This is a genomic window from Arthrobacter sp. TJ-236 (assembly GCF_058269235.1).
Genome location: NZ_JBZCNI010000002.1, coordinates 542680 through 559180, shown reverse-complemented (window position 1 = coordinate 559180; position 16501 = coordinate 542680). Strand labels below are relative to the sequence as shown.

The following is a 16501-nucleotide window of genomic DNA, read 5'->3' as shown; positions in this document are numbered from 1 at the left end:
CGGCAGGCGCAGAACACAGTAGCGCGCGTGATGCAGCAGACCCTGGGTGATGGACGTCGTCGTGCGCGTAGAGAAACCATCTCCACTCCAACACGGTCAGCGCCTTCATTCTCCTTCGCACATAATCGCTGATTTCGCCGTATCCCTCTATGCCTGAATACACACGCAGCGCCGGTTTGAGTGTGACGCACGAATACGTCCTGTGGCCGCAGATACCGTCGCGAGTCATTTGCTCAGCTCGAATGCTACGAGCCTCTCTCGTGGTGCCGCCTGGGAATTTTCGACTCCCTAGAATGTCAGTGGTGTCGGGGAGAATCATTGTATGAACAGCGTCCCGGAAGTCGATGAGTATGAACTCATCGCTGACCGCATCAGGGCACTGAATTCCGAGAAAGCCCGTATCGAGTCCGAGATCGCGACGAACACCGAGCAACTGCGTGAATTGTTCGAGAACCGACTGATCAACCGCGGCCACCTGCCCCGACCCCGCTCCGGGCGGACACGCACCAACTTCGCCGACACCGTCACCGCAACCGAGATCGCGGGCCTGCTGCGCATTCCTGAACGCTCCGCCCACCGCCTCGTGCAACACGCAGCGGTCCTGGTCAACCATCACCCCAAAACCCTCGACGCCCTCCGACAAGGCGTCATCTCCTGGTCACACGCAACAGCCCTCGTGCACGAATACGCAGGCCTACCCGAGGCCACCTCCCACCTGCTCGAAGAACAACTCCTCCCCATCGCCGCCGACACGACCGCGCCTCGCATGGCCTACCGCGCCCGGAAACTCAGAGCCGACCTGCATCCCGTCACCCTCGAAGAACGAGCCCGCACCGCAACCCTCGAGCGACGGGTCACCCTCGAACCCGCCGACGACGCCATGGCCTGGCTCCACATCCTCCTCGACGCCACCAACGCCACCGCCATCGACGCTCGCCTCACCCACGCCGCCCGCGCCCTCCAGAGCCCACAGGAGCACCGGGACCTGGCGCAGCTACGCACGGACGTCCTCACAGACCTCCTACTCACCGACGCCCACCACGCCCAACACACCCACCTCACGGACGCCCAACTCACCGACACGCAGCTCCCAAACCAGGAGATCGGACAACAGGTCGGGCAGCACCAGGTCGGACAACAGGTCGGGCAGCCGGGTGGGCATCCGGTCGGGCATCCGGTCGGGCATCCGGCTGGGCATCCGGCTGGACAGGCCTCCAACCGGCCCTCGGTCCGCGCGCATATCAACGTCACTGTTCCCGTGCTCACCCTGCTCGGCGTCGATGACGCACCAGCGGACCTTGAAGGCTACGGACCCATCCCCGCGGAAATCGCCCGCCGGCTCGCCGCTCACGCACCGTCCTTCACCCGGCTACTCACCCACCCCGAGACAGGCACCGTCCTCAGCGTCGGCCGCACCACCTACGCCGTCCCCTCCGACCTGAGAAGGTGGCTGCGCGTCCGCGACCGAACCTGCCGACACCCCGGATGCTCCGTCGCCGCCTCACGCTGCGAACTCGACCACACCACACCCTGGTCCCACGCCGGCAACACCTCCCACGACAACCTCGCGCATCTATGCCGCAAACACCACATGCTCAAAACCGAAGGCATATGGCACTACCAACACCACCCCAACGGAACACTCACCGCCACCTCCCCCGGCGGAGCAACCTACGCCAGCGCCCTGGAACCACGAACCGACTGACTCGCTATCCGGTCGTCACTGCGCGTGAACTGGGGCTTGATGGTGGCCTACCGGCCAACCACCAGTCCGGTGGGCGCGGTCAGCGGGTGGGTGGTTCGCAGCCGATACCGGTCGGGTTCTCGATGCAGTTCTCACTCACGCTATGACCCTCGGTCCGCCAGATACTCATCACATGAGGCTCCGAGACCACCGCCGCTTCCCCCGCGACCGGCTGGAACGGACCCCCGTCCACCGAGTAATCCCCCGCGAAGAACGTCGTCAACGTCACCTCGTAATCACCGGTCTCCGACCACTGATGACTCGTCGCCGTCTGCGTATCGAACGCACCCTCCGGAACAGGGCCACCCGGCGTCGACGTCGTCGCACCCGACCCGTCCCCGTACCCCCACACGAACGACACCGGGCGGGCCTTCAACACGATCGTCGCGTCCTGGAACTCGAACGTGAACTCCTGCTCCACAGCCTGCGCGAACACATTCGAATGCGCGTTCCGCAACCCGAAATTCGACGGCTCAGACACGATCGTCGCCGCCAGCACCGGCTGCTTCTGGAACTCCTCAAGAGTCAACACAACCGGCAGATCCTCCACGGCGACCTCACCCTCCACCGGAGGCTCCGGCGGCTGATTCGGATACATACACGACGACCGACCCGTCGGAGTCTCCGACGTCGGCTGAACATTGCTGTTCACCTCAATCCAATTCACCACCACCCCACCCGGCTCCGCATCACACCGCGCATCCACCCGAGGACACTGACCAGGATCCAGCGCATCACCCGCGTCAGCAACACACGCCCGCTCATACCGGTACGAAATGCCATCATCCTGAGGAAGTGGCACCGGATCAGAATCATTCGGAATAGCGGTCAAGGCTTGGTCGGCATCAACTGGCTGACGACCCGCAGTTGTATTTGAGGCTTCAGCTGTATTTCCCGAAAAGCGAATACCTGCCCCCTCAGCCAATGCTTGCGTGGCTCCAATTGCTAACAGTGAGGTGGTAAGAAGTACGCAGGCATATGAACGAAGGCGTTGCATTACTGCGTTCCTTCCGGGGCACCGAAGTCGAGCATGATCCATCTGCCATTTTCGTACACCGAGAAGATTGCATTGAAAACTGGTTCTTCATCTGGTTCATCGGTCAGCAAAGCGCCCGTGTTCGAGTAGGTCCTAGATGCACCTTGAGCCACCTCAACAAGAGAACCGACAGACCCTTGAGTATTCACGCGGAAGTCAGGTCGAAAGGCGGTCACCATCGACTCTGCTCCTTCAACCCAACCGCCATCTTTGTATATTTGGCTCACTGCCGTCTTTACATTCGCGCAAGTGGCACAGTCTGGATCTGTAACAGCGTCAAACGGAGCCCAGTCATTGGTCTCGTAACCATAGGAGAAGAGTTCGAACCAGTATTCGGTGAACGCCTCCAGCCCCTCGGCGGTGTTCTCGTCCGCGAGCGCGGGCTTCACGGGAACAGGGATGTTGGCGGCTGGGCCCAAGGACGAAGCAGGAGACGGCTCGGGCGTCGACGCCGCAGTTGGAGTTGCTGACCCGGAAGCGGCAGCGGACGCTGAGGCAGACTGCGACGGAGCATCCGACGTCTCGGTGGCGGAAGGATCGTCAGAGCCCTGGCAGCCGGTCAACGCCATCAACACCACAGCACTACCGGCCACCACCGGACCGAACCGGCGACGCACCATCGAGAACGCGAACGACATACAACTCCCCCACTCGTGACCGGCCACCCGAAATCGCCCTCAGCATAGCCCGAAGCACCTGATCCGGTCCCGGTTGTCCACAGGCCATTGCGCACGCGAAGTCCGCCGCCGTCGAGCGACCGTCGGGAGCCCGCCGAGAGCCTGAGAGCTCGTTAGCCGTCGAACTAAACGTGGGATCAAAGGAGGAAAACAGGCCCGGACGGGACACGAGAACGAAGCGACGAGAAGACGAGAAGCAGCCGCCGAAGAGCCGGCAATAAGGACCAGCGGTCGAGAGCGCTCACACCACAGCCGACCCACATGATGGCTCGCGGCAACGGTCCGGCGATAGGCTTCCCCCGTGACTTACACCACTGATGACACCGAGCAGCCCACCCGCGCATCCACAGCGATCGACGCCGTCGCCACCTCCTACTACGAGACCCTGCTGGAGTTGATGCCGAACTTCGCGACCGAACTGGGCATCCCCGGCCACGAGACGGAATACCAGGACTACTCCCCTGCCGGACTGGAGGCACTCGCCGAAGCGACCCGCGAGACGCTGCAGCGGCTCGAGGACCTCGAACCGACCGACGACGTCGACGCCGTGACCCTCGACGCGATGCGCGAACGCCTGGGCCTCGAACTCGAGATCCACGACGCCGGGCTCGACTACTCCGAACTCAACAACATCGCGTGCCCTGCACAGAGCATCCGCGCCATCTTCGACCTCATGCCCACTGCGACCGCAACCGACTGGACGCACATCGCTGGCCGGATGGCGAACATCCCCGCAGCCATCGACGGGTACATCTCCTCCCTCCGGGCCGGGCGCGAGCGCGGTCTGGTCGCCGCCCGCCGGCAGGTCGCCATCGTGGTGGAACAGTCCACGAAATACGCGGAGGACGGCGGCTTCTTCGACACCCTGGGCGCCACCACCAGCGCGGACGACGGAGACCTGTCGGAGTCGCTACGCGCCGACCTCAGGGCGGGTGCGGACGCCGCGCGGACCGCCTACCGGCACCTCGCCGCCTTCCTGCAGGACGACCTCATGTCCACCGCTCCGGAGAAGGACGCCGTCGGCCGTGAGCACTACGCGCTGATGTCGCGACGCTTCCTCGGGTCCGCCGTTGATCTCGAGGAGACCTACCAGTGGGGCGTCGAGGAGCTCGACCGCGTGATCGCCGAACAGGAGGCCGTGGCGAACGAGATCCGCGAGGGCGCGAGCATCGAGGAGGCCATGCGCCTCCTCGACGAGGACCCCGCCCGCCAGCTCCAGGGCACGAATGCATTGCAGGCGTGGATGCAGGAACTCTCGGACAAGGCCGTGGACGCCATGGCCGGCGTCCACTTCGACATCCCCGACATCATGCGCAGGCTCGAATGCAAGATCGCCCCGACCAACGAGGGCGGCATCTACTACACCGGACCCAGCGACGACTTCTCCCGCCCGGGCCGCATGTGGTGGTCCGTGCCCGAGGGCGAGGACTCCTTCACCACGTGGAAGGAGACGACGACGGTCTACCACGAGGGCGTTCCCGGTCACCACTTGCAGATCGCGACCGCCACCTACCAGCGCGCCCTCCTGAACCCCTGGCGTCGCAATGCCATCTGGGTCTCGGGCCAGGGCGAGGGCTGGGCCCTGTACGCCGAGCGGCTCATGGAGGAGCTCGGTTTCCTCGCGGATCCGGGCGACCGCCTCGGCATGCTCGACGCCCAGCGCATGCGTGCCGCCCGCGTGGTCTTCGACATCGGCGTGCACCTCGAGCTCAACGTCCCGGAGCGTTGGGGCGAGGGGACCTGGACGCCAGACAAGGGGTACGAGTTCCTGAAGCGCAACATCGCCATTAGCGAGGGGCAGCTGAACTTCGAGTTCACGCGCTACCTCGGCTGGCCCGGACAGGCGCCGTCCTACAAGATCGGCCAGCGGCTCTGGGAGCAGATCCGCGACGAGGTTCGTGCGTCGGAGGGCGACGCCTTCGACCTCCGCGCCTTCCACACGCGCTCCCTCAACCTGGGCTCGGTGGGCCTCGACACGCTGCGGCGTGCGCTCACGGGCCACACCGGCTGAGTAGACATTCGTCACGGGCGGGGCGGGAATACTTCCCGACCCGCCCGCCGCGGCCCGGAATGACGCGGAAGTGCGCGGACGGACGTCGACCGCGACGACGACGGCGGTCGGTGCCGACGTAACATTTCGCAACTCGGGCTTCGCTCGTGTAAGGGCTGGCCCCTAGTGTTTCGGCCGTGCCTACTGAAACGACCTCCCCCACCTCCCGCCGGAGGCTGCCCCGCTGGGCGACCTCGTTCGGCCCCCAGATCATCGCCGCCCTCGTCGTCGGGCTCGGCCTCGGATTGCTGGCCAAGGACACCGGCCACACCAGCGAGACACCCACGCCCCTCGGCACGACGCTCGCCACCATCGGCTCGAGCTACGTCGCCCTGCTGCGCGCCGCCGTCGTGCCCCTCATCTTCACGGCCGTCGTCAGCTCCATCGCCAACCTCCGCGCGGTCAACAACGCCGCACGCCTCGCCGGCCAGACGCTTCTCTGGTTCGCGATCACGGCCCTGATCTCCGTGGTGATCGGTATCGCGCTCGGTGTCATCCTCCAGCCCGGCGCCGGCACCGAAGCCACCGAGCCCGCCGAGTACACCGGAAGCACGGGCAGCTGGTGGGCCTTCCTCACCGGGCTGATCCCCGCGAACTTCCTCGGCCTCCAGGCCTCCTCGAACGTCGCCGAGTCGGGCGCCGTCACGACGGCCCTGAACTTCAACGTGCTGCAGGTCCTCGTCGTCGCCGTCGCCGTCGGCATCGCGGCGCTCAAGGTCGGCAAGCAGGCCGAGCCGTTCCTGACCTTCAACGCCTCCGCGCTGGCCGTCATCCAGAAGGTGCTCTGGTGGATCATCCGGATCGCGCCCATCGGCACCATCGGCCTCATCGGCAACGCCGTCGCGGTGTACGGGTGGGACACCATCGGATCGCTGGGCAAGTTCACGCTGGCCATCTACGTGGGCCTCGCGCTCGTGCTGTTCGCCGTCTACCCGGTGCTCATCAAGGCGCACGGCCTGTCCGTCCGGCAGTACTTCTCCGGCGCGTGGCCCGCCATCCAGCTCGCTTTCGTCTCGCGCTCCTCGGTGGGCACGCTCCCCCTCACGCAGCGCGTCACCGAGCGGAACCTCGGTGTTCCCCGCGGCTACGCCTCGTTCGCCGTGCCGCTGGGCGCGACGACGAAGATGGACGGCTGCGCCGCGATCTACCCGGCGATCGCCGCGATCTTCGTCGCCCAGTTCTTCGGGATCGAGCTGACCCTCACGCAGTACCTCCTGATCGCGCTGGTGTCCGTGCTCGGTTCGGCGGCGACCGCCGGCACCACCGGCGCCGTGGTCATGCTGACCCTCACCCTCTCGACCCTGGGGCTGCCCCTCGCGGGCGTCGGCCTGCTGCTCGCCGTCGATCCCATCCTCGACATGGGCCGCACGGCCGTGAACGTGGCCGGTCAGGCGCTCATCCCCACGATCGTCGCCAAGCGCGAAGGCATCCTGGACCGCGACCTGTACGACGCCGAGCGCACGGGTGACCCCTTCGCCGATGACAGCGTCTCCGAGACCGCCGCATCCGACGACGTCGCCGATGCCCCGAACGACGGCATCTCGACCGCCGTCACCCGCTGACCGGACGCCGTCACTCGCTGACCGAGCAGCGCTGATCGAACTCCGCTGTTCGGACCCCGCTGATCGACACGGCGGCCCGCCCACCCAGGGCGGGCCGCCGTCGTCGTTAACGATTCGGCGGCGTTCCTCGCCCATCCGGCGCTTTCGCCAGTGAGCGGGCGCATCATGGACGCACCTCTCCAGCTCGACAAGGTGGTGCATCATGAATCGACCGCACCTGACGGGGAAAGTCCCCGCCACACTCGCCGCCCTCGCCCTCGCCGGAGGCCTCGGCCTCGCAGGGGCACCGCCTGCATCCGCCGCCTCCTGCGGCATCACGTGGGGCTCCACCGCCAAGGCCTCCCCCACCTACTCCTCCGCTCCCATCACCGACGTCCGATCCGGCAGGCACTCCTGTTTCGACCGACTCGTCATCGACGCGCGCGGACCCGTCTCCGGGTACCGCGTCGGCTACGTGGACCAGGTGACCCAGCCGGGCTCCGGCGCCTCCGTGCCGCTCCGGGGAGGAGCGCGGCTCTCGGTCACGGTTCTCGCTCCCGCGTACGACGCCGCAGGTCGGGCCACGTACTCGCCCGGAAACCGTGCGGAACTCGTGGACGTCGCAGGCTACTCGACCTTCCGCCAGGTGGCCCTCGCGGGCAGCTACGAGGGCCAGACGACGCTCGGACTCGGCGTGCGGGCGCGCCTTCCGGTCCGTGTCACGGTCCTTCCCGGACCGGGTACCGGTTCCAGGGTGGTGATCGACGTCGCTCACCGCTGGTGAAGGTTCCCGCCCGGTCCCGGCGCAGCGTCGCCCCGGGACTTGGCGGGTGACTCCGCGCAATCACCTTCCAACCCGCCCGCCCTACGCTATGAGCATGACCCTCCGCCTGATCCTCGCGTCGAAGTCCCCCGCCCGCACGAAGCTCCTCCGCGAGGCGGGCATCCGGCACGATGTCCTGGTGTCCGAGGTCGACGAGCCGGCCGTCGCCGCCTCCTACGGACCGCTCGACCCGTACGACACCGCACTGCTCCTCGCGCGCGCGAAGGCCGAGGCGGTCGCCTCGCTCGACGCCGCCGAGGAGTCCCTCGTGATCGGCTGCGATTCCGTGCTCGAGTTCGACGGCGAGGCGCACGGCAAGCCCTACGAGCCCGCCGTCGCCATCGAACGCATCAGCCGGATGCGCGGGCGCTCCGGCGTCCTGCACACCGGGCACTGGCTGGTGGACACGCGCGACGACGGTTCCGGCGCGACGATCGGCGCGGTGTCCTCCGCGACCGTGCACTTCGGGGACATGACCGACGCCGAGGTGCACGCGTACGTCGCCACGGGCGAACCTCTCCAGTGCGCCGGATCCTTCACCATCGACGGGCTCGGTGGTGCCTTCATCGACCGCGTGGACGGCGACCCCCACGCCGTCGTCGGTCTGAGCATCGCCACCCTCCGCGGCCTCCTACAGGCGGCAGGGGTGTCCGTGACCGCGTTCTGGCCGGATGGAGGCTCCTTGTAGGTTCCCTACAAGACACGGGGTGCCAACACTCCTTCTCAGCACGATTCATGGGCGGAAGCCACAAGACCGGGCTAGGCTCCGAGCTGAGAAGAAGGAGCCACACGCCTCATGAGTCAGCACCCCCACGTCCCGTCCGAGGTCACTGCCCACCCCAGCGCGAACGGCACCGGTGACGCCGGTACGGCCACCACCGCCGGGACGCGGAGGACGATCACGAAGGTCCTCGTGGCCAATCGCGGCGAGATCGCCGTCCGGGTCATCCGGGCGGCCCGCGACGAAGGCATCGCATCGGTGGCCGTCTACGCCGAGCCCGACCGCGAGGCGCTCCACGTCCGCATGGCCGACGAGGCGTTCGCGCTCGGTGGCTCGACCGCCGCGGACTCCTACCTCGTGATGGAGCGCATCCTCGACGCGGCCGCCCGCAGCGGGGCGGACGCGATCCACCCCGGGTACGGCTTCCTGTCCGAGAACGCCGAGTTCGCGCAGCGCGTCATCGACGCCGGCATCACCTGGATCGGACCGTCACCCAGCTCGATCTCGCAGCTGGGCGACAAGGTGCAGGCGCGCCACATCGCCGAGCGGGTCGGCGCCCCGCTGGTCCCCGGCACCAAGGACCCCGTGGCCTCCGTCCAGGAGGTCATCGACTTCGCGGACGAGTTCGGGCTGCCCCTCGCGATCAAGGCGGCCTTCGGTGGTGGCGGGCGCGGCATCAAGGTGGTCCGCAACCACGAGGAGATCCCCGAGCTGTTCGACTCCGCGGTCCGGGAGGCGACGGCGGCCTTCGGTCGCGGGGAATGCTTCGTGGAGCGCTTCCTCGATGCCCCCCGCCACGTCGAGACCCAGTGCCTCGCCGACGCGCACGGCAACGTCGTCGTCGTCTCCACCCGCGACTGCTCCCTGCAGCGCCGCAACCAGAAGCTCGTCGAGGAGGCTCCCGCGCCGTTCCTCACCGACGAGCAGAACACGCGCCTCTACGAGTCCTCGAAGGCGATCCTCACAGCAGCCGACTACCAGGGTGCAGGCACGTGCGAGTTCCTCGTGGGCCAGGACGGCACCATCTCGTTCCTCGAGGTCAACACCCGCCTCCAGGTGGAGCACCCCGTCTCCGAGGAGGTCACCGGCCTGGACCTCGTGCGCGAGCAGTTCCGCATCGCCCGCGGCGAGGCCCTCGGGTACAGCGACCCCGTGGTCCGCGGCCACTCCTTCGAGTTCCGGATCAACGGTGAGGACGCCGGCCGGGGCTTCATGCCCGCACCCGGAACCGTGCAGACCCTGACCCTGCCGAGCGGACCCGGCGTCCGGGTGGACTCCGGCATCGAGGCGGGCGAGGTCATCGGGGGCACCTTCGACTCCATGCTCGCCAAGCTCATCGTCAGCGGAGCCACCCGCGAGCAGGCTCTGCAGCGGGCCCGTCGTGCCATCGGTGAGATGGTCGTCGAGGGCATGCCCACCGTCCTCCCCTTCCACGCGGCCGTCGTCGTCGACCCGGCGTTCGCCCCGACGGACGGCCCGTTCTCCGTCCACACCCGGTGGATCGAGACCGAGTTCGCCAACACCATCGAGCCGTGGTCGGGACCTGCCGAGGCGGGCGCGGAGGAGGACTCCCGACAGCGGGTGACCGTCGAGGTGGGCGGGCGTCGCCTCGAAGTGGTGCTGCCCTCCGGTCTCGGAGCGGCATCCAACGGCAAGTCCGGCGCACCGGTCAAGTCCAAGAAGTCGTCGCGGGCGAGGGCCGGCAAGGCCGCCGTCAGCGGGGACGAGCTCACCTCACCCATGCAGGGGACCATCGTGAAGGTGGCCGTCACCGACGGTGACGTGGTGTCCGAGGGCGATCTCGTGGTGGTGCTCGAAGCCATGAAGATGGAGCAGCCCCTCACGGCGCACCGGAGCGGCACCGTGACGGGACTCGCCGCGGCGGCCGGGGACACCGTCTCCGCGGGATCGGTCATCGCCAGCATCAAGGACTGACAAGGGCAGGCACCGCTGCCTCCTGCCCACGGGCCCTCGCTGCACTCCGCATGGCTCACCCATGAGCACGCATCACCGACGACGACGGCGCCGCCCCCGGTGAGGAGGCGGCGCCGTCGTCGTCTGTCGTCAGCAGGCCGGGAAGGCCGTCAGGCGACGTCGTTCTCGTAGTCGTGATCGCGCGTCTCACGGGAGAGGAACAGTGCGACGAACGTCACGACGGCCGCGACGCTCAGGTACAGGCCGACGAGCACGGTGCTGCCACCCGCGCGCTGCCAGAGGGCGACGGCGATGAACGAGGCCGGGGCGGCACCGATCATGCTCGAGACGTTGTAGGCGACGGCGGAGCCCGTGTAGCGGACGTTCGCCGGGAACAACTCGGGCAGCACGGCGGCCATCGGCCCGAACGTGAGTCCCATGAGGGTGAAGCCGATGATCAGCAGCGCCATCGCGCCGACCGTCCCGGCCCCGAACAACGGAGCCCACAGCAAGCCGAAGACTGCGATGCCGACGGTGGTGGCGAGAAGCATCTTGCGGCGGCCGAAGCGCTCGGCCAGTGGACCGGAGACGACGGTGAAGATACCGAAGAACACCACGCCGATGATCAACATCCACAGGAAGTCGGGGCGATCGAAGCCGAGGCCCGGCACGAACGCTGCCTCCTGAGCGGGGCTGAAGGTTCCGCCAGCCTTGGCGGCTCGTTCGCGGGCCTGCTCCACGCTCGACGGCGCCGTGCCGTAGGTCAGGGTGAAGGCGGTCATGAAGTAGAACAGCACGTAGATGGCGAACATGATGAAGGTGCCGAGGATGAGGCGCCGCCAGTGACGCGCGAACGTCGTGCCGAGCGGCATCTTCACGACCTTGCCCTCGCTCTGGACCTTCTGGAAGGACGCGCTCTCGATCAGCTTGAGGCGCACGTACAGCCCGATGATGACCATGACGGCGCTCAGGAGGAACGGCACGCGCCAGCCCCAGGCGAGGAACTGCTCCGGCGTCAAGGTGGTGCTGAGCAGCACGAACAGCAGGTTCGCGAGGATGAAGCCGATCGGGGCGCCGAGCTGCGGGAAGGTACCGAAGATGGCGCGCTTGCCCTCGGGGGCGTTCTCCGTGGCCAGCAGCGCGGCACCGCTCCATTCACCGCCGAGTGCGAGGCCCTGCAGGAAGCGGAGCACCACGAGCAGCAGCGGGGCGAGGAACACCCAGCCGGGTGTGGTGGCCGCGGGCAGCAGGCCGATCAGGAACGTGGCCACACCCATGGTCAGCAGTGACGCGACGAGGGTGGCCTTCCGTCCGATCTTGTCGCCGAAGTGACCGAAGACGATGGAGCCCAGCGGCCGCGCCACAAAGGCGACGCCGAAGACGGCGAACGAGCTGAGCAGCTGGTTCGCCTCGGTCTGGTTGGGGAAGAAGAGAGCCGGGAAGACGAGGACCGCGGCCGTCGCATAGATGTAGAAGTCGTAGAACTCGATGGTCGTGCCGATGAGGCTGGCGAAGATCACCCGACCCCTGGAGTTCAGTGGCGCAGTGGTTCCGCTGGTGCCAGCGGAGGTGGAGGAGGTCATGGCGTCGGCTTTCTCGGGTGGGCGCCGGGCCGTGGCACCTCGCGGCGCAGCCCGTCCCGGGACCGGTGCTTCTGATCGATCCTGATATCAGACCACCGGCGTCCACCAGACGGATAAGAGTGTCCACAGTGTGGACACTGGGAACTCTTCCGCGACATGAGGCCGCCGGCCCTCCGCCTGCCGGTAGGGACGCCCTACAGAAGCACCAACTCTCCTGGTGGATGTGGTTCCACCCGGCCGTGACCTACAGGTGGACGTGCAGGCGCCGGGCCGCTTCCGAGATGGACCCCGTGAGCGAGGGGTAGACCGTGAAGGTGTTCGCGACGTCGTCGACGTGAAGCTTCTTCGTGACCGCGAGCGCCAGCGGGAAGATCAGCTCGGAGGCGCGCGGACCCACCACCACTCCGCCGATCACGGTTCCCGAACCCTTCCGGGAGATCACCTTCACGAAGCCGTCCTTGACGTTCATCATCTTCGCCCGGGCGTTGGTGTGCAGCGAGAGCTTGACGACGTCGCCCTGGTACCTGCCGGACGCGATGTCCTCCTCCGTGACGCCGACCGTCGCGATCTCCGGCGAGGTGAAGATGTTGGAGGCGACCTGCTTGAGCTTGATCGGGCTCACGGAATCGCCCATGAGGTGCGCGATCGCGATGCGGCCCTGCATCGCGGCAACCGATGCCAGGGCGAAGACGCCCGTGCAGTCGCCCGCCGCGTAGACGTTCGGCGCGGTGGTGCGGGAGACGCCGTCCACCTGGATGTGGCCGGATTCGCCGACCGCCACCCCGACCTCCTCGAGGCCGATGTCCGAGGTGTTGGGTACGGCACCCACCGCGACGAGGCAGTGACTGCCCTCGACGGTGCGCCCGTCCGCCAGCCGGACGATCACGCCGTCCTCCGTGCGGTCCACGGCCTCGGCGCGGGACCTCGACAGGACCGTCATGCCGCGGTCGGTGAAGACGCCTTCCAGCACCTCTGCGGCGTCGGCGTCCTCGCCGGGCAGCACGCGGTCGCGGCTCGAGATGAGCGTCACCTTGGATCCGAGGCCGTTGTAGGCGCTCGCGAATTCGGCACCCGTGACGCCCGATCCGACGACGATGAGGTGCTCGGGGATCCGGCGGAGGTTGTAGAGCTGGGTCCAGTTGAAGATGCGTTCGCCGTCGGGCATGGCACTGGGCAGTTCGCGGGGCGTGGAGCCGACGGCGAGCAGCACGGCGTCGGCCTCGACGATGGTCGTCTCACCCTCGGAGACCACTTCGAGTCGGTGGTTGTCGAGCAGCTTGCCGGTCCCGATGATGATCTGCACCCCGAGGCGCTCCAGGGTGGCCCGGATGTCGGAGGACTGCTCGACCGCGAGCTTCAGCAGACGCTGGTTCACCTTGTCGAGGTCCGCGTACACCGCGCTGTCGGCGGAGAAGTGCACGCCGAGGCCGCTGGCGTCGGTGAAGCGCGTCATGGTGTCCGCGGTCGCGATCAACGTCTTGGACGGCACCACGTCCGTGAGCACGGCCGATCCGCCGAGGCCCTGCCGCTCCACGATGGTGACCTTCGCCCCGAGGGAGGACGCCACCATCGCGGCTTCGTACCCGCCGGGTCCGCCGCCCAGGATGGCAAGGCGCAGTGAACTGAGATCGAGTTGATTGGTCACGTGTCAATCATCGCCCATGCCACTGACACCGCGGAAACAAGCCCCTCGGAGGCGAGCGGCGGCGTCGCGCCCGTTCGGGCCAGGAGGTAGGTTGATGCGGTGACTTCTGATCCTTTCGACCTGGCCCGCGACGCCGCCGACCACATCATCCGTGCCACCGGGATCGCCCGACACGACACCGCGCTCGTCCTCGGCTCCGGCTGGGGCGAGGCGGCCGAACTTATCGGCGAGACCACGCACACGCTCGATGCCGCGGACATCCCCGGCTTCTCGGCCCCCGCCGTCGTCGGCCACACCGGGACCATCCGCTCCGTCCTCACACCGAACGGGAAGCGCGCCCTCGTCCTGGGTGCCCGCACGCACTACTACGAGGGCAAGGGAGTGCGCGCCGTGGTGCACGGCGTCCGGACGGCCGCTGCGGCCGGCGCGTCGACGATGATCCTCACCAACGGCTGTGGAGGGCTGCAGGAGCACTGGCAGCCCGGCACCCCGGTGCTCATCAGCGACCACCTGAACCTCACGGCGACCTCACCGCTCGAGGGCGCCACCTTCGTGGACCTGACGGACCTGTACTCCTCCCGGCTGCGCGACGTCGCGCGCCAGGTGGATCCCACGCTCGAGGAGGGCGTGTACGCGCAGTTCACGGGCCCCCACTACGAGACCCCCGCCGAGGTGCGGTACGCCCAGCGCATCGGCGCGGACCTCGTCGGGATGTCCACCGCGCTCGAAGCCATCGCCGCGCGTCATGCGGGCATGGAGGTGTTCGGGATCTCCCTGGTCACGAACCTCGCGGCGGGCATCAGCCCCGTGCCGCTCAGCCACGCGGAGGTCATCGAGGCGGGCCAGGCCGCCGGCCCGCGGATCTCCCGCCTGCTCGCGGACATCGTCGCCGCGATCTGACCACGCCCGCCTACGCCGGGATCCGCCCCGGACCCCGCTGCACCCCACACGACGGCAGGCCACCGACGGCCGCCTCCGATCCACGATTGGGACTCCCATGATCACGACGGACCTCAGTGCCCTCCTCGACACGGCCGGGGAGTGGGCGGACACCGACCCCGATCCCCGGACGCAGGTGGAGCTGCGCGACCTCATCCTCCGCGTCCGTTCCGGCGACGCGGCGTCCGCGGCCGCCGAGCAGGATCTCCGCGACCGCTTCTCCGGGCAGCTCGCCTTCGGCACCGCTGGCCTCCGCGCGGAACTCGGCGCGGGCCCGCAGCGCATGAACCGCGTCGTCGTCCGGCGGGCCGCCGCCGGCGTCGCCGCACACGTCCTCGAGCTCGCCGCGGGCGCGTACGCACCCCGCGCCGTCGTCGGCTTCGATGCCCGCCACAACTCGCGGATCTTCGCGGAGGAGACCGCGGCCATCTTCACGGCGGCCGGGATCGAGACGTTCCTCCTGCCGCGCGAACTGCCGACGCCGGTGCTCGCCTACGCCCTCCGCGCCCTCGAGTGCGAGGCGGGCATCATGGTCACCGCGAGCCACAACCCGCCGCAGGACAACGGGTACAAGGTGTACCTCGGAGGGCGCGCGGTCGAGGAGGAGGCGCGGGGCGTGCAGATCGTCGCGCCGCACGACGCCCGGATCGCGGCACACATCGCTTCCGTCGGCGCACTCGCCACTGTGAAGCTGGCCGACTCGGGCTGGCAGGTGCTGCCCGAGAGCATCGAGACCGACTACATCGCCTCGGTGTCCGCCCTGACGGATCCGGCGATGACGCACCGCGACCTGCGGATCGTCCTCACCCCGCTGCACGGCGTGGGCGGCCGGACGGCCTCGGCGGTCCTCGCTGCGGCAGGATTCGACGACGTCACCCTCGTGGAGCGCCAGGCGGAGCCCGACCCGGACTTCCCCACCGTCGCCTTCCCCAACCCGGAGGAACCGGGCGCGCTCGACCTCGCATTGGAGACCGCCGGGCAGCTGGACGCGGATCTCGTCATCGCCAACGATCCCGACGCCGACCGCGTGGCCCTCGCGGCACGGGAACCGTCGACGAGCGCTTGGCGCATGCTGCGCGGCGACGAGGTGGGCACGCTCCTCGGCTTGCATCTCGCGGCCCGCCACACGGCCACACCCCACGACGACGCCGGTGGCGGCACCGCTGGCGACACCGCCCTCCGCCCCGTCTTCGCCAACTCCATCGTGTCCTCGCGGATGCTCGGGCGCATCGCGGCAGTCGCGGGCGTCGAGCACGTCCAGACGTTGACCGGATTCAAGTGGATCGCCCGCGTGCCGCACCTCTCCTACGGGTACGAGGAGGCACTGGGTTACTGCGTGGCCCCGGAGGTCGTGCGCGACAAGGACGGCATCTCCGCCGGCCTGCTGCTCGCCGAACTCGCTGCCGCGACGAAGGCCGCCGGCCGTACGCTCTTCGACCTGCTCGACGATGCCTTCCTGGTGCACGGCCTGCATGCCTCGGACCAGGTCTCCGTCCGCGTCGGGAGCCTCGGACTGCTCGGCGCGATGATGAACCGCCTGCGGGAGAATCCGCCGACGTCCTTCGCCGACTCCCCCGTCACGGTCACCGAGGACCTCGCCCAGGGTTCGGCGCAGTTGCCGCCGACCGACGGGCTGCTGTACCTAACGCAGGACGAGACCCGCGTGATCATCCGCCCGAGCGGCACCGAGCCGAAGCTCAAGTGCTACCTCGAGGTGGTGGAACCCGTCGGTTCGGCCGCGGAGCTCGACGCCGCCAAGCTCGCCACCCGGGCCCGCCTCGATGCCGTGAAGCGCGACGTCGGCGAGGCGCTCGGGCTCTGACCCGTC

General features: G+C 68.3%; 12 protein-coding genes. 8 read left to right on the top strand and 4 right to left on the bottom strand.

What is annotated here, in order from left to right:
- Window positions 1–322 precede the first annotated feature (322 nt).
- Window positions 323–1705: an HNH endonuclease signature motif containing protein gene (locus AC4D16_RS11250; RefSeq protein ID WP_490955057.1), complete on the top strand. Its 1383-nt coding sequence runs from the start codon at window positions 323–325 to the stop codon at window positions 1703–1705.
- Between the two features lie 79 nt (window positions 1706–1784).
- Here AC4D16_RS11250 and AC4D16_RS11245 read toward each other — a convergent pair whose 3' ends face one another.
- Window positions 1785–2294 (bottom strand): hypothetical protein, encoded by a 510-nt coding sequence (locus AC4D16_RS11245; protein ID WP_490955056.1) that lies wholly within the window; start codon window positions 2292–2294, stop codon window positions 1785–1787.
- Window positions 2295–2740: 446 nt separating this feature from the next.
- Window positions 2741–3418, bottom strand: a complete 678-nt coding sequence (locus AC4D16_RS11240) for a DUF6318 family protein (RefSeq protein WP_490955055.1) — start codon at window positions 3416–3418, stop codon at window positions 2741–2743.
- Between the two features lie 340 nt (window positions 3419–3758).
- Here AC4D16_RS11240 and AC4D16_RS11235 point away from each other — a divergent pair, with 340 nt between their 5' ends.
- From AC4D16_RS11235 to AC4D16_RS11215, 5 genes are all read left to right on the top strand, one after another.
- The gene (locus AC4D16_RS11235) at window positions 3759–5468 is read left to right on the top strand and encodes a DUF885 domain-containing protein (RefSeq protein ID WP_490955054.1); all 1710 of its coding nucleotides are present in this window, start codon (window positions 3759–3761) and stop codon (window positions 5466–5468) included.
- A 176-nt stretch (window positions 5469–5644) separates the two neighbouring features.
- On the top strand, window positions 5645–7069 hold the full coding sequence (locus AC4D16_RS11230) for a dicarboxylate/amino acid:cation symporter (RefSeq protein ID WP_490955053.1): 1425 nt from the start codon (window positions 5645–5647) through the stop codon (window positions 7067–7069).
- Between the two features lie 202 nt (window positions 7070–7271).
- Complete coding sequence (locus AC4D16_RS11225) at window positions 7272–7832, top strand: AMIN-like domain-containing (lipo)protein (protein WP_490955052.1); 561 nt, start codon at window positions 7272–7274, stop codon at window positions 7830–7832.
- A gap of 94 nt (window positions 7833–7926) precedes the next feature.
- Window positions 7927–8559, top strand: a complete 633-nt coding sequence (locus AC4D16_RS11220; RefSeq protein ID WP_490955051.1) for a Maf family protein — start codon at window positions 7927–7929, stop codon at window positions 8557–8559.
- Between the two features lie 108 nt (window positions 8560–8667).
- The gene (locus tag AC4D16_RS11215) at window positions 8668–10527 is read left to right on the top strand and encodes an acetyl/propionyl/methylcrotonyl-CoA carboxylase subunit alpha (protein WP_490955050.1); all 1860 of its coding nucleotides are present in this window, start codon (window positions 8668–8670) and stop codon (window positions 10525–10527) included.
- Window positions 10528–10676: 149 nt separating this feature from the next.
- On the opposite strand, the gene AC4D16_RS11210 is transcribed toward AC4D16_RS11215, so the two are convergent.
- Both AC4D16_RS11210 and AC4D16_RS11205 read right to left on the bottom strand, forming a co-directional pair.
- A complete protein-coding gene (locus AC4D16_RS11210; RefSeq protein WP_490955049.1) occupies window positions 10677–12089 on the bottom strand; it encodes an MFS transporter in 1413 nt (470 codons plus the stop codon).
- Window positions 12090–12333: 244 nt separating this feature from the next.
- Window positions 12334–13734 carry an NAD(P)H-quinone dehydrogenase gene (locus AC4D16_RS11205; RefSeq protein ID WP_490955048.1) on the bottom strand — a complete coding sequence of 467 codons (1401 nt, stop codon included), beginning with the start codon at window positions 13732–13734 and terminating at the stop codon, window positions 12334–12336.
- Between the two features lie 99 nt (window positions 13735–13833).
- On the opposite strand from AC4D16_RS11205, the gene AC4D16_RS11200 reads away from it, so the two are divergent.
- Together AC4D16_RS11200 and AC4D16_RS11195 are read left to right on the top strand one after the other, a co-directional pair.
- Window positions 13834–14634: a purine-nucleoside phosphorylase gene (locus AC4D16_RS11200; RefSeq protein WP_490955047.1), complete on the top strand. Its 801-nt coding sequence runs from the start codon at window positions 13834–13836 to the stop codon at window positions 14632–14634.
- 97 nt (window positions 14635–14731) lie between these two features.
- Window positions 14732–16495, top strand: coding sequence for a phospho-sugar mutase (locus AC4D16_RS11195; protein WP_490955046.1), 1764 nt, complete (start codon window positions 14732–14734; stop codon window positions 16493–16495).
- The last annotated feature ends 6 nt before the right edge of the window (window positions 16496–16501 follow it).